The organism is Bradyrhizobium sp. sGM-13, assembly GCF_018398875.1.
Taxonomy (GTDB): Bacteria; Pseudomonadota; Alphaproteobacteria; order Rhizobiales; family Xanthobacteraceae; genus Bradyrhizobium.
Window position 1 is genome coordinate 296,772 of record NZ_JAGWDK010000006.1, and the last position, 12,032, is coordinate 308,803.

At 63.2% G+C, this 12,032-nt stretch carries 13 protein-coding genes; 7 read left to right on the top strand and 6 right to left on the bottom strand.

Annotation, left to right across the window (positions count from 1 at the left end):
* The first annotated feature begins 50 nt into the window (after positions 1 to 50).
* Together mutM and KJQ96_RS11880 are read left to right on the top strand one after the other, a co-directional pair.
* A complete protein-coding gene (mutM, locus tag KJQ96_RS11875; protein WP_213286782.1) occupies positions 51 to 932 on the top strand; it encodes a bifunctional DNA-formamidopyrimidine glycosylase/DNA-(apurinic or apyrimidinic site) lyase in 882 nt (293 codons plus the stop codon).
* On the top strand, positions 920 to 1,486 hold the full coding sequence (locus KJQ96_RS11880; protein ID WP_249733960.1) for a GNAT family N-acetyltransferase: 567 nt from the start codon (positions 920 to 922) through the stop codon (positions 1,484 to 1,486). Before mutM ends, KJQ96_RS11880 begins: the two co-directional genes overlap by 13 nt.
* A gap of 85 nt (positions 1,487 to 1,571) precedes the next feature.
* On the opposite strand, the gene KJQ96_RS11885 is transcribed toward KJQ96_RS11880, so the two are convergent.
* The 3 genes from KJQ96_RS11885 to KJQ96_RS11890 all read right to left on the bottom strand — a co-directional run bounded on the left by KJQ96_RS11885 (position 1,572) and on the right by KJQ96_RS11890 (position 4,098).
* On the bottom strand, positions 1,572 to 2,339 hold the full coding sequence (locus tag KJQ96_RS11885) for a ParA family protein (protein ID WP_213286783.1): 768 nt from the start codon (positions 2,337 to 2,339) through the stop codon (positions 1,572 to 1,574).
* Positions 2,340 to 2,499: 160 nt separating this feature from the next.
* Positions 2,500 to 2,622 carry a hypothetical protein gene (locus KJQ96_RS41355; RefSeq protein ID WP_256441609.1) on the bottom strand — a complete coding sequence of 41 codons (123 nt, stop codon included), beginning with the start codon at positions 2,620 to 2,622 and terminating at the stop codon, positions 2,500 to 2,502.
* 96 nt (positions 2,623 to 2,718) lie between these two features.
* Complete coding sequence (locus KJQ96_RS11890; RefSeq protein ID WP_213286784.1) at positions 2,719 to 4,098, bottom strand: serine protease; 1,380 nt, start codon at positions 4,096 to 4,098, stop codon at positions 2,719 to 2,721.
* Positions 4,099 to 4,247: 149 nt separating this feature from the next.
* Between KJQ96_RS11890 and KJQ96_RS11895 the strand changes: the two genes are divergently transcribed.
* Entirely contained in the window at positions 4,248 to 5,051 is an 804-nt protein-coding gene (locus KJQ96_RS11895) for a molybdopterin-synthase adenylyltransferase MoeB (RefSeq protein WP_213286785.1), read from the top strand.
* A gap of 35 nt (positions 5,052 to 5,086) precedes the next feature.
* Here the strand turns inward: KJQ96_RS11895 and KJQ96_RS11900 are convergent, their stop codons facing one another.
* Complete coding sequence (locus tag KJQ96_RS11900; RefSeq protein ID WP_213286786.1) at positions 5,087 to 6,088, bottom strand: aldo/keto reductase; 1,002 nt, start codon at positions 6,086 to 6,088, stop codon at positions 5,087 to 5,089.
* Between the two features lie 120 nt (positions 6,089 to 6,208).
* Here KJQ96_RS11900 and KJQ96_RS11905 point away from each other — a divergent pair, with 120 nt between their 5' ends.
* On the top strand, positions 6,209 to 7,168 hold the full coding sequence (locus tag KJQ96_RS11905) for a LysR family transcriptional regulator (RefSeq protein ID WP_213286787.1): 960 nt from the start codon (positions 6,209 to 6,211) through the stop codon (positions 7,166 to 7,168).
* Positions 7,169 to 7,282: 114 nt separating this feature from the next.
* Here KJQ96_RS11905 and KJQ96_RS11910 read toward each other — a convergent pair whose 3' ends face one another.
* The gene (locus tag KJQ96_RS11910; protein ID WP_213286788.1) at positions 7,283 to 8,284 is read right to left on the bottom strand and encodes a D-glycerate dehydrogenase; all 1,002 of its coding nucleotides are present in this window, start codon (positions 8,282 to 8,284) and stop codon (positions 7,283 to 7,285) included.
* Positions 8,285 to 8,626: 342 nt separating this feature from the next.
* Between KJQ96_RS11910 and KJQ96_RS11915 the strand changes: the two genes are divergently transcribed.
* Positions 8,627 to 9,154 (top strand): SH3 domain-containing protein, encoded by a 528-nt coding sequence (locus KJQ96_RS11915; RefSeq protein ID WP_213286789.1) that lies wholly within the window; start codon positions 8,627 to 8,629, stop codon positions 9,152 to 9,154.
* A 128-nt stretch (positions 9,155 to 9,282) separates the two neighbouring features.
* Here the strand turns inward: KJQ96_RS11915 and irrA are convergent, their stop codons facing one another.
* On the bottom strand, positions 9,283 to 9,753 hold the full coding sequence (irrA, locus tag KJQ96_RS11920; protein ID WP_305829323.1) for an iron response transcriptional regulator IrrA: 471 nt from the start codon (positions 9,751 to 9,753) through the stop codon (positions 9,283 to 9,285).
* A gap of 356 nt (positions 9,754 to 10,109) precedes the next feature.
* Here irrA and fabA point away from each other — a divergent pair, with 356 nt between their 5' ends.
* Positions 10,110 to 10,634: a 3-hydroxyacyl-[acyl-carrier-protein] dehydratase FabA gene (gene fabA / locus KJQ96_RS11925; RefSeq protein ID WP_057844746.1), complete on the top strand. Its 525-nt coding sequence runs from the start codon at positions 10,110 to 10,112 to the stop codon at positions 10,632 to 10,634.
* Positions 10,635 to 10,699: 65 nt separating this feature from the next.
* Positions 10,700 to 11,923 (top strand): beta-ketoacyl-ACP synthase I, encoded by a 1,224-nt coding sequence (gene fabB / locus KJQ96_RS11930; RefSeq protein ID WP_213286790.1) that lies wholly within the window; start codon positions 10,700 to 10,702, stop codon positions 11,921 to 11,923.
* Positions 11,924 to 12,032: the final 109 nt, after the last annotated feature.

Here is a 12,032-nt window from a genome sequence, read left to right on the forward strand (position 1 = left end):
CGCCCGTCGCAATGGCGCTATCACGTCACCTCCATAAGGTGAATGCCTGGATGCCTGAATTGCCCGAAGTTGAGACCGTCCGCCGCGGCCTGCAACCCGCCATGGAGGGGTCGAAAATCCTCAAAGCGGAAGCCCGGCGCAAGGATTTGCGGTTTCCCTTTCAAAAAGACTTTATCGCTCGGCTGGAAGGCCAGACGGTGACCGGCCTTGGCCGCCGCGCCAAATATCTGATGGCGGACCTGACCTCCGGCGATGTGCTGCTGATGCATCTGGGCATGTCCGGCTCGTTCCGGGTGCTCGATGGCGGCACTGACAATGCGCCCGGCCAATTCCACCATCCGCGCAGCGAGGACCGCGCGCATGATCACGTGGTGTTTCACATGTCGTCGGGCAGATCCGTCGTGTTCAACGATCCGCGCCGCTTCGGTTACATGAAGATTATTGCCCGCAACGTGCTGGAGGATGAACCGCTATTGAAGGGTCTCGGTCCGGAGCCGCTCGGCAACGAATTCGACGCCGCGATGCTGGCGCGGTCCTGCTTCAACAAGAAGACCAGCCTGAAGGCCGCGCTGCTCGACCAGCGCGTGGTTGCCGGCCTCGGCAATATCTACGTTTGTGAGGCGCTGTACCGCTCACACCTCTCACCGCGCCGGCTAGCGGCGACACTGGCAACGAAGAGGGGCGAGCCGACCGATCACGCCGGGCGGCTGGTGAATGCAATTCACACAGTGCTCAATCAGGCCATCAAGGCCGGAGGCTCCTCGATCAACGATCATCGGCTGACCTCGGGCGAACTCGGCTATTTCCAGCACTCGTTCCAGGTCTATGATCGCGAGGGCGAGAAGTGCCAAACTAAAGGCTGCGGCGGTGTCGTGCGACGCTTCGTGCAGAACGGCCGTTCAACCTTCTGGTGTCCGAAATGTCAGAAATGACCGTCACGCCGACGCTTGAAACGAAGCGACTGATCTTGCGGCCGCTGGCGCTATCCGATGCGCCGGCGATCCAACGTCATTTCAACAACTGGAATATCATCCAGCATCTCGCATCGGTTGTCCCCTGGCCATATCCGGAGGACGGCGCGACGACCTTCATCACGAGGGAGTTGGAGAGGGTCGCCGCGGGGGAGGAGATCTATAATTGGATGCTGGTGCTGCGCGGCGGTGACGGCGAAGCTATCGGGAATATTCGCTTTCACCCGAGGGCGGACAATGCGAAGGGCAACCGGGGCTTCTGGCTCGCGGAGCGCTATTGGAATCAAGGCCTGATGAGCGAAGCCGTCGCGGAGGTGAACAATTTCGTCTTCGGCGTACTCGGCCTCGAGGTTTTCTACGTCTGTAACGCGGTAACCAATGAGGCATCGCGCCGGGTCAAGCAAAAGACCGGCGCCGAATTGGTCGGCTACACCGAGCTTGCCCATCACAACGGTCAGACGCTGGCGGAACGATGGCGTGTGACGCGGGAACAATGGCTGCGCCGGAACAGGTAGGCGGAGCGAAGCAATCCAGCGGGGCTGGTTGGCGGGATTGCTTCCGTCTTCGCCTCGGGCAATGACGCTGCGCGAAGCGGGAATGTCAGGCGCGAGCCGGCGCTCTCAGGAAGAGAGCACTGTCGTTCGCCATGACCGGCAGCGCAGCCATTGCCGGAAGTATCGCAGGCGTTTCCACCAATTCGTCGATGATCGGCTCGTCGCCGGCCGCTGCCATATTGCCGAGCCGCACTTCGATCCACTGCCAGAGAGCGCGGATTTCCTCGGCAGATTTGCCGGACGGCGCGTATTCGCAGACCGCAAGTCCGGCGCTGAGCGCATCCTGATGATCGTTGCGCATCACGATCAAGGGTTTGGCAAGGATATCGCCGATGTCGAGCGCGGCCTCGTCGCTCAGCGCGTTCTCCGCGCTGGCAAGGCGCGTGCCCCGGATCGGCGTCTGGTTCAGGACATAGGCGAACGGCTTGTGCCAGGCCCTGACGACGCTGAGCGTCGGGGCGGTCGCCTCAATGTCCGCGATGCTCGGGCGCGTCGGGATCAGGCAGAAATCCGCATAACGAATCGCTGAATTGGTCGCGGCGCTGACGCCGCCGGCGGTATCCACGATCGCTACCGTCACGCCCTCGCGGTCGAGCGATTGCAGGCGTTGTTCGACCTCCCTGGCGGCGTAGACCGGCTCGACGACCGGCGCGGCATAAGGGCGGCGGCGCTTCCAGTTCGAAAGGGTGCCCTGCGAGTCCGTCTCGATCAGGCGGACATTGTGCCCGGCCCGGATGGCGGCAAGCGCAAGGCTGATGGCGAGCGTGCTTTTGCCGGAGCCACCCTTCTGGGTGGCCAATACGATCGTCTGCATTTCAGATCCTTTGGATGGCTTTCAGGCATTTTGATTACGGCACACGAGCCGCGCCGCATTCTGCGACGCCGAGTTACGCGCTCGTTCAGACGTGCCCAGCCCGATCCAAAGGTCAGGGGATCGCGGTAGTCCGAATCAGTCAGCTTGCAATGATGCCCGATTATGGAAATGTGGTCATCCGGGCAAATACTGCCGTGCGGCGCATCGGCGCCCGATCATCGGCGGCGGCATGGCCCATATCCGGCTGGCCGATGTCAGCCACCATGCCGCTCGCCGACGTCATGCAGCCTGCTGGGGTGAGGACGGCACACCCGGCGGTATAGGTCCCGGCTCTGCGGCGCACCGCTGACGCGCTGCGCCGCGTCCTGGACACAAGCTCCTACTTCCTGACGCAGATCACGCGGACCACCGACGCCTTGGCGTCCGTCGATCCGCCAGCCGCGTTGATGCCGTTGGCCTTGAGGAACTCGCGCACCGTTTCGGCGGTCACCAGCATCGCCTGCGCCGCCGGCACGCCATTGGTAGGTCCCGCCACTTGAACCGGCTTCAACACCGCGATGCCGGCGAATTTGCCGTCGCCGTCCTGCGCGGGCGCACCGGAGAAGCCAAGCGCCGGCGCGGGCGTCAGCGCGATATCGCTGCTGCCGCCTAGCTGGGCCACCTTGGCTTTGGTGCTGGTCACCGCCGTGCCGCCGCCCTGGTTCTGCGGATCGGCAATGCCGGTGAGGTCGAGCGCCGGTTTGGTGGCGGCATTGGCGAGATTGAGCGCCTTCAGCCCGCGCACACCATAGATGCGCAAGAGCACCAGATCGTGCTCCTTGTCCTCGGCGACACGATCGGCATTGCCAAACCCTGCGATTGCGACCGTGAGGCAGCCGTCGATGATCTGGCGGTCGGCTAGAATGGCGCCATCGTCGCCGACGACGACACCGGTGCCGTACTCCACGCTCTTGCGCGGGGCAGGCCCTGCCGTCTGCGCGGCGGCCGGAAACGCATTGAACGCGCTCGACATCGCGATCACGACCGGCTCGACGGTGTTCTCGGTTGCCTGGTCGTACATGATGGTGAGGATGCGGACCTCGTCGCCTTTGAAGGTGCCGCGCATATAAAACTTCTTCAGGCCCTGCAGGCCGGACAGCACGAAGAAATCCGGCTTGACCACGGTGTAATCGATGGTGCGGTCCGGCTCTTTCTTCTCGCGCTCGGCGAGTTTTGCCGTGGTCGGATTGGCTTCCTTGCGCCGCGAAAGCTGGATCTGGATCGTGCCGGTTGGTGACGTCCATTTGGTGCCGTTGGCGTCGCTAGCCTGCTGCGGTACCAGCTTGGTGGGAATACCGAGCCGCGCGCTAGTGCCGGGATCGATGACGATTTTCCAGCCGACGCTCTCCTGCTTTTTCCTGGCAGTATCGGCGAGGACGCCGCGCTCCTGCGAATTGAGCACGCCGGTTGATTTAGCCCCGCGTGACTTCTGGAATTCCTTGATCGCATTGACCATGCGCTCGCTGACGTCACCGGTGATCGCGCCGTTATATTGTCCGACCCAGGCGAGGTCCGACTGCAGCGCCAGCCGCTCGGCCTGGTCCAAGGCCTTCGCGGTGTCCTCCGGCTTCTGCAGCGCGGGACGGATCGGCACCGTCGGGACTTGTTTCGGCTTGGCGCCCGCCGTGGAAGGTGACGTCATTTGCGCCTGCGCGGCGGCCCCGGAGATCACAAAAACCGAGGCTGCGATCGTCAATGTTGCTGAAAGCACCAATCTCATGACAAATCCCGGCAATATAAGGAGAGTGCGATCATTGACGCCCGGCCAATTAAGCACATCTGCTTAGTCGGCAACAACCGCGCCTCGGTTCAGGGGGATCATCCCCTCACTATGAGGGTTTGCCAGCGAAGGAAGGACAGCACACGACCATGCTGAGCGCCGACGAACTCGAACGTTACGCCCGCCATATCGTGCTGCGCGAAGTCGGCGGTCCCGGCCAGGCCGCCTTGAAAGCGGCGTCCGTGCTGGTGATCGGCGCCGGCGGACTTGGCGCGCCCGTCCTGATGTATCTGGCGGCGGCCGGTGTCGGCAGGCTCGGCGCTGTCGATGACGACACCGTCTCGCTGTCCAATCTGCAGCGGCAGATCATCCACACCACGCCGGACATCGGGCGGCGCAAGGTCGACAGCGCCGCGGAGACGGTTCGCGCGCTCAATCCCCATGTTCGTTTCGAGGCGCATGGGGTGCGTCTCGATGCAGGGAACGTGATGTCGCTGATCGACGATTACGATCTCGTGCTCGACGGCTCCGACAATTTCGAGACCCGCTACCTGATTTCCGATGCCTGCTTCTTTGCCGGCAAGCCGCTGATTACGGCGGCGCTCGGGATGTTCGACGGATCGCTGACCACGATCCGGGCGCATGAACGTGACAGCGACGGCCACTTCAATCCGACCTATCGCTGTCTGTTTCCCGAACCGCCGCCGCCCGGCACCATACCGGCCTGCGCCGAAGCCGGCGTCATGGGTGCGCTGGCGGGCATGCTCGGCTCGATGATGGCGCTGGAAGCGATCCGTGAGATCGTCGGCTTCGGCGAGAGCCTAGTCGGCCGACTGGTGATGGTGGACGCGCGCGCGATGCGGTTTGAAACCCTGCGCTACGCACGCGATCCGCAAAACCCGCTCAACGGCGATGGACCTGTCATCACCGACTTGAGCGGGCACGCGGCGTAGCGTCCCGCATACGCCAGTCTTGGATATACCCCAACTCACGAACCAACGGGCTTCTCGCTGTCCATATGCGCAAGCTGCGCCTCGGGATAGCGTGAGCCGGCAGCCACGCCGGGCGGAAACGCCTTGGCGAGTGCCGCGAGATGCTTTTCCGTCAGTTTCACATCGAGCGCGCCGAGGGCCTCAGCGAGACGGTCACGGCGGCGGGCGCCGACCAGAGGCACGATGTCATTGCCCTGCGCCGCTACCCATGCAATCGCGACCTGTGCGGGCGAGGCGCCGAGCTCGCTTGCAATCGCACGCAATGAATCCACCAGCGCCAAATTGGCGTCGAGATTGCTTCCCTGGAAACGCGGGCTCATGGCGCGAAAATCCTTGGTCCCGCGATCGGCCGTCCAATGCCCGCTGATCAGCCCGCGCGACAGCACGCCATAGGCCGTGATGCCGATGCCGAGTTCGCGGCAAGTCTTCAGGATGTCGACCTCGATGCCGCGCGAGATCAGCGAGTATTCGATCTGCAGATCGCTGATCGGGTGCACCGCATGGGCGCGTCGGATGGTCTCCGCGCCGACTTCCGACAGGCCGATATGCCTGATCCAGCCGGCCTTCACCATGTCGGCCATCGCACCGACCGTCTCCTCGATCGGCACGTCCGGATCGAGCCGAGCCGGCCGATAGATGTCGATGGTCTCGACGCGCAGCCGCTGCAGCGAATAGGCGACGAAATTCTTGATCGCCGCCGGGCGGCTGTCATAGCCGGACCAGTTCTTTGCGGGATCGCGCAGCGCGCCGAACTTGACGCTGATCTGGACGTTATCGCGGCCGCGCGCGGCAAGCGCTTCGCCGATCAGCATTTCATTGTGACCCATGCCGTAGAAATCGCCGGTGTCGAGCAGGGTGATGCCGGCATCGAGTGCGGCGTGGATGGTGGCGATGCTCTCGCTGCGGTCGGCCGGGCCGTAGAAGTCTGACATGCCCATGCAGCCGAGGCCGATGGCGGAGACGGTTGGCCCCGTCGTGCCGAGTTTGCGTGTTTCCATGGCGGTTTCTCCTCATAATCGGCGCCGGATCTGCGCCCGTGATGACGAGGCTGATATGAACCTTTTCGACTGAACCGGTAAGGTGGACAATTTCAAATAGCTTGTTCACTATACCGAACAATGAAGGATCTCGACCTCCGCGACCTCGATGCTTTTGTTGCCGTGGCGCGCACGCGGAATTTCCGCCGTGCCGCGATCGAGCAAGGCGTCTCCGTCTCAAGTCTCAGCCAGCGGCTGCGCGACATGGAGGAACGGCTCGGCGTGCGCCTGATGAATCGCACTACGCGCAGCGTAGCCCTCACCGAAGCCGGCGAGTTGTTGCTGGGGCGTGTCGGCCCGGCGCTATCGGATGTCGGGGCGGCGCTCGATCAGGTGCGCGGCCTGCGGGCTGTGCCGTCGGGGCGTCTGCGCATCAACGCGCCGCCGCCGGCAATCGACCTCGTGCTGGCGCCGATGGTCGCGCCGTTTCTCGAGAAGCATCCCAAGGTCGAGCTGGAGATCGTCGGTGAGAGTGCGTTTGTCGATATCGTCGCCGGCGGGTTCGACGCCGGCGTGCGCTATGGCGAACATCTGGCGCAGGACATGATCGCGGTCTCGCTCGGGGCGCCGCAGCGTTACGCGGTGGTGGCGTCGAAGGAATATGTTGCTCAACATGGTCGACCGGAAGCGCCGAAGGATCTGCTCGACCATGCCTGTATCCGCACCCGCTTCGGCAGCGGCGCGATGCTGGATTGGGAGTTCGAGAAAGCGGGCCGTGTCGTGAAGGTTTCACCGCCGGCCAAGCTGGTCGCGACCTATCTGGGGCTCGCATTGCGCGCCGTCCATGACGGGGTGGGCTTCTGGCTGACGTTCGAAGGTTATGTTCGGTACGGCATCAAGTCGGGCGCGCTGGTCAGCGTGCTCGACGACTGGTGCCCGCCGTTTCCAGGACCGTTTCTGTATTATCCGAGCCGTCGCCAGCCGCCGCCGGCGCTTGCCGCGTTCGTGGCTTTCGTCGCGGAGTGGCGGAAGCGGGAGCGGCGGAAGAGCGAAAAATTTCCCGTCGTCCCGGCCAAGCGAAGCGCGAGCCGGGACCCATAACCACCGATGTTGCTTGTCGGAAAGAACTTGGGCCCCAGCTTGTCGTAACCGCAAAGGCCTGTGGTTATGGGTCCCTGCATTCGCAGGGACGACTTCGTTGAAGCCTCCCGCTGCTCACAGCATGCTGGGCAGCACGCGATCCGGCGGCTTATGGTTGTCGAGGAAGGTCCGGATGTTGATGATCACCTTCTCGCCCATCTCGACGCGGCCTTCGATGGTGGCGGAGCCCATATGCGGCAGCAGCGTCACCTTGCCGGCTTTCGCGAGCCGCACCAGTTTCGGATTGACCGCGGGCTCGTGCTCGTAGACGTCGAGCCCGGCGCCGCCGACGTCGCCGGCTTCGAGCAGCTTGATCAGCGTATCCTCGTCGATCACGCCGCCGCGCGCGGTGTTGACGATATAGGCGTCCTTGCGGATCAGCTTGAGCCGCCGGGCCGACAACAGGTGATAGGTTGCCGGCGTGTGGGGACAGTTCACCGAGATGATGTCCATCCGCGCGAGCATCTGGTCGAGGCTTTCCCAATAGGTCGCGCCGAGTTCATCGGCGATAACAGGCGCCACGGGGCGGCGGTTGTGATAGTGGATCTGCAGGCCGAAGGCGCGCGCGCGGCGAGCTACCGCCTGGCCGATGCGGCCCATGCCGATGATCCCGAGGCGCTTGCCGCCGATGCGATGGCCGAGCATCCAGGTCGGCGACCAGCCGGGCCAGTTCTTGCCGTCGGGGAGGATCGTTGCGCCTTCGATCAGGCGCCGCGGCACCGCGAGAATCAGCGCCATGGTCATGTCGGCGGTGTCTTCGGTCAGGACTTTCGGCGTGTTGGTCACCGTGATGCCGCGCGCATGTGCCGCCGTGACGTCGATATTGTCGACGCCGTTGCCGAAATTGGCGATCATGCGGAGCTTGCAGTCAGGGTGCTTGAGCATCTCCTCGCTGATCATGTCGGTGACGGTCGGCACCAGCACGTCGGCCGAGCGGCTGGCTTCGGCAATCTGCTGCGGCGTCATCGGCATATCGTCGAGATTCAACCTCGCGTCGAACAGCTCGCGCATCCGGGTCTCGATCGAGTCCGGCAATTTGCGAGTGACGACGACGAGAGGTTTTTTCTTGATCGACATGTCCTGCTCTCATGAGGGAGGTGCGCAGAGGCGCGCCGTTCAGACCTCATTAACCCGGTTGTTCGACACTGCGATGGCCACGCGGTCTCGGTATCCGGCTGTTTGCTGAGGTTAAGTCCCTTGGGTTCCCCAATGCTTGCCTCGGATTTTCGGCGGAAAATCCGGGCGTTCTGGTTCTAGGCGTTCCGTCCTCTCTATCAGAAGACCGGGCCAAGACAAGAACCCTCGGCTGTCGCAAGCCGGGTGCGGCCAAGGCGGGGCACGGGGTCTGGGTTTCAGGCGTTAGCGGGCGGTTCAACTCGGAGAGTTCGAGTTGGGTGTGGCTCGGCAGGAGACGGGTTGATGGCGTTGGGGCGTTTCTGTTCGGTAGCAGTGCTGGCGGCGTGCTGGCTTGTCGCTTCCGTCAGCACAGGGTTGTCGGCCAAGGATTCAGCCACCACCACGAGCGGCCTCCCGGTGCCACGCTATGTCAGCCTCAAATCCGATCATGTGAATGTGCGGGCCGGTCCTACCAAGGACAACGACGTCGCCTGGGTCTATACCCGCTCCGGCCTGCCGGTCGAAATCACCGCTGAGTTCGAGAACTGGCGGCGCGTGCGCGATTCCGAGGGCGCCGAGGGCTGGGTCTATCATTCGCTGCTGTCCGGCCGCCGCACTGCGGTCGTCACCATGAAGAGCAAGGACGAGTTGGCGTCGCTGTACGATAGTCCGGATCCAACCAGCGCAGTCGCCGCCCGCCTGCAGGCCGGCGTCGTCGCGCAAGTCAAGAAATGCGCCAATGGCTGGTGCCGCGTCGTCGGCAACGGCTTTGACGGCTGGATCGAGCAGCAGCGCCTATGGGGCGTGTATGCGGACGAGAGGGTGGATTGAGGATGTTGGTGTCCCTGCGAACGCAGTGCCCCATACGCCGCGGCTTCTCAATAGGGCGGCGGGGCGATGCGCCTCCTCACAACATAGATTTGTGGTTATGGGGTCCCTGCGTTTTGCAGGGACGACAGCTAGCGCTTCTTGCGCAGCCGCACGACCATGTCGACGCGGGCGATCTCGTAGCCCTCGGGCACGTCGGGCATCTTCGACAACACCAGGTGCGGATCGGGAATGTCGACCAGCTCGTGGTTGTTCTCGAGATAGAAGTGGTGATGCGCGGTGACGTTGGTGTCGAAATAGGTCTTGGTGCCGTCGACCGAGACCTGGCGCAACAGGCCGGCATCGGTGAGCTGATTAAGCGTGTTGTAGACGGTGGCCAGCGACACCGGAACCTTGGCAAGCGTCGCTTCTTCGTAGAGCATTTCCGCGGTCAGATGGCGGGCACCCTTGCCGAACAGCAGCCAGCCCAGCGCCATGCGCTGGCGGGTGGGCCGCAGACCCGCGGCCTGCAGCATTTCGTTGACGTCGTGCCAAGGACAGCCGGTCAACGAAGGCTGGTGTCCGGCGGCGCGGGCAGCCGGATCGATACCGTCGTCGTTCAGGGGCGAGGTTGGGTCGGTTCTGTCCACTTCGGGTACCACACGCGCTAACTTGGGCAATATTCTTGCCCAATATAAAAGGAAATCAGGTAGATGCAAGTTTTTCGCAACTAGAACCGACCCAAGGTTAAGAGGAACCAGCGTGACTATGGGGCGTTTTAGCCCGTTCCAGCGCTTTGCCGGGCCGTAATGCCTATGTTACAGAGCGCGCGGACCACATATGCGATTTCGGCAGAGAGTCATGCCGATAGCACCCTAAGTAGCGCCAAATTGCGGGAAACAAACGTTCTCCCGTGGGGAAACGGGTCCGGTTCGCTCAAAAGCGCTCCATCGGGACATCTAAGGTGAGGCTGAATACGATGCTGGATCGGCGCAGCGGTTATGAATACGAGGATTTGCTTGCCTGCGGCCGCGGCGAGATGTTCGGCCCCGGAAATGCGCAGCTACCGCTGCCGCCGATGTTGATGTTCGACCGCATCACCGAGATCACCGACAAGGGCGGCGAGTTCGGCAAGGGCCTGATCCGCGCCGAACTCGATGTGAAGCCGGACCTGTGGTTTTTCGGCTGCCATTTCAAGAATGACCCGGTGATGCCGGGCTGCCTTGGCCTGGACGCGATGTGGCAGATGGTCGGATTTTACCTCGGCTGGATCGGCGGCGAGGGACGCGGCCGGGCGCTGGGGCTCGGGGAATTGAAGTTCTCCGGACAGGTGCTGCCGAACGCCCGCAAGGTTGTGTACAACATCGACATGAAACGCGTGATGCGTTCAAAGCTGGTGCTCGGCGTCGGCGACGGCTGGCTTTCCATGGATGGCGAGATTATCTATCGCGCCAAGGATCTGAAGGTCGGGCTGTTCAAGCAGGGCTCCGCGCCGGGCGGCTGAGCAACGCGATCAAGCAGCAGCAACACACCTTCACAGAACAACGTAAACGGCGAGGCGAGGCGATCATGAGGCGGGTTGTCATCACGGGGATGGGTATCGTCTCATCCATCGGAAACAACACCCAGGAAGTGCTTGCGAGCCTTCGCGAGGCAAAATCCGGCATCACGCGTGCCGAAAAGCACGCCGAGCTCGGTTTTCGCTCGCAGGTGCAGGGCGCGCCAACGCTCAATCCCGCTGACGTCATCGATCGTCGCGCCATGCGATTCCTCGCCGAAGGAGCGGCTTGGAATCACGTCGCGATGGAGCAGGCGATCCGCGATTCCGGCCTTGAACCCAACGAAGTCTCCAATGAGCGCACCGGCATCATCATGGGGTCGGGCGGACCGTCGACGCGGACGCTGGTGGAAGCGGCCGACATCGCGCGCACCAAGGGTCCGAAGCGGATCGGCCCGTTCGCGGTGCCGAAGGGCATGTCATCAACGGCCTCGGCGACATTGGCGACCTGGTTCAAGATCAAGGGCGTGAACTATTCGATCTCGTCGGCCTGCGCGACCTCGAACCATTGCATCGGCAACGCCTATGAGACGATCCAGATCGGCAAGCAGGATGTGATCTTCGCCGGCGGTTGCGAGGAGCTCGACTGGACCCTGTCGGTGCTGTTCGACGCCATGGGCGCAATGTCGTCCAAATACAACGACACGCCGGCGACGGCCTCGCGCCCCTACGACATCAGCCGCGATGGCTTTGTGATCGCGGGCGGAGCTGGAGTGGTGGTGCTGGAAGAGCTCGAACGTGCCAAGGCTCGCGGCGCACGCATTTACGGCGAACTGGTCGGCTATGGCGCGACGTCGGACGGTTACGACATGGTGGCGCCGTCGGGCGAAGGCGCCGAGCGCTGCATGCGCATGGCGATCTCGACGGTGAAGACGCCGATCGACTACATCAATCCGCACGCCACCTCGACGCCGGCCGGCGATCCACCGGAGATCGAGGCGATCCGAAAGGTGTTCGGCACCGGTGACAAGTGCCCGCCGATCTCGGCGACCAAGGCGTTGACCGGCCATTCGCTCGGCGCCACCGGCGTGCAGGAGGCGATCTATTCGCTCCTGATGCTGAACAACGGCTTCGTCTGCGAGAGCGCCCATATCACCGAACTCGATCCGGTGTTTGCCGATATGCCGATCGTGCGCAAGCGCATCGACAACGCCAAGCTAGGCACCGTGCTGTCGAACTCCTTCGGTTTCGGCGGCACCAACGCCACGCTGGTGTTCAAGCGGCTGGATGCGTGATGTACTCGTCATGCCCCGCGAAGGCGGGGCATCCAGTACGCCGCGGCCTCTCGGCTAAATCACTGACCCCTCTGGAATACTGGATCACCCGCATTCGCGGTTGATGACG

Coding starts and splice junctions, on each gene's coding strand:
- KJQ96_RS11915 (WP_213286789.1), top strand. CDS start 8,627: ATGGCGTTGGGGCGTTTCTGTTCGGTAGCAGTGCTGGCGGCGTGCTGG.
- KJQ96_RS11905 (WP_213286787.1), top strand. CDS start 6,209: ATGAAGGATCTCGACCTCCGCGACCTCGATGCTTTTGTTGCCGTGGCG.
- KJQ96_RS41355 (WP_256441609.1), bottom strand. CDS start 2,622: ATGACGTCGGCGAGCGGCATGGTGGCTGACATCGGCCAGCCGGATATG.
- fabB (WP_213286790.1), top strand. CDS start 10,700: ATGAGGCGGGTTGTCATCACGGGGATGGGTATCGTCTCATCCATCGGA.
- KJQ96_RS11910 (WP_213286788.1), bottom strand. CDS start 8,284: ATGTCGATCAAGAAAAAACCTCTCGTCGTCGTCACTCGCAAATTGCCG.
- KJQ96_RS11880 (WP_249733960.1), top strand. CDS start 920: ATGTCAGAAATGACCGTCACGCCGACGCTTGAAACGAAGCGACTGATC.
- KJQ96_RS11895 (WP_213286785.1), top strand. CDS start 4,248: ATGCTGAGCGCCGACGAACTCGAACGTTACGCCCGCCATATCGTGCTG.
- KJQ96_RS11900 (WP_213286786.1), bottom strand. CDS start 6,088: ATGGAAACACGCAAACTCGGCACGACGGGGCCAACCGTCTCCGCCATC.
- KJQ96_RS11890 (WP_213286784.1), bottom strand. CDS start 4,098: ATGAGATTGGTGCTTTCAGCAACATTGACGATCGCAGCCTCGGTTTTT.
- KJQ96_RS11885 (WP_213286783.1), bottom strand. CDS start 2,339: ATGCAGACGATCGTATTGGCCACCCAGAAGGGTGGCTCCGGCAAAAGC.
- fabA (WP_057844746.1), top strand. CDS start 10,110: ATGCTGGATCGGCGCAGCGGTTATGAATACGAGGATTTGCTTGCCTGC.
- mutM (WP_213286782.1), top strand. CDS start 51: ATGCCTGAATTGCCCGAAGTTGAGACCGTCCGCCGCGGCCTGCAACCC.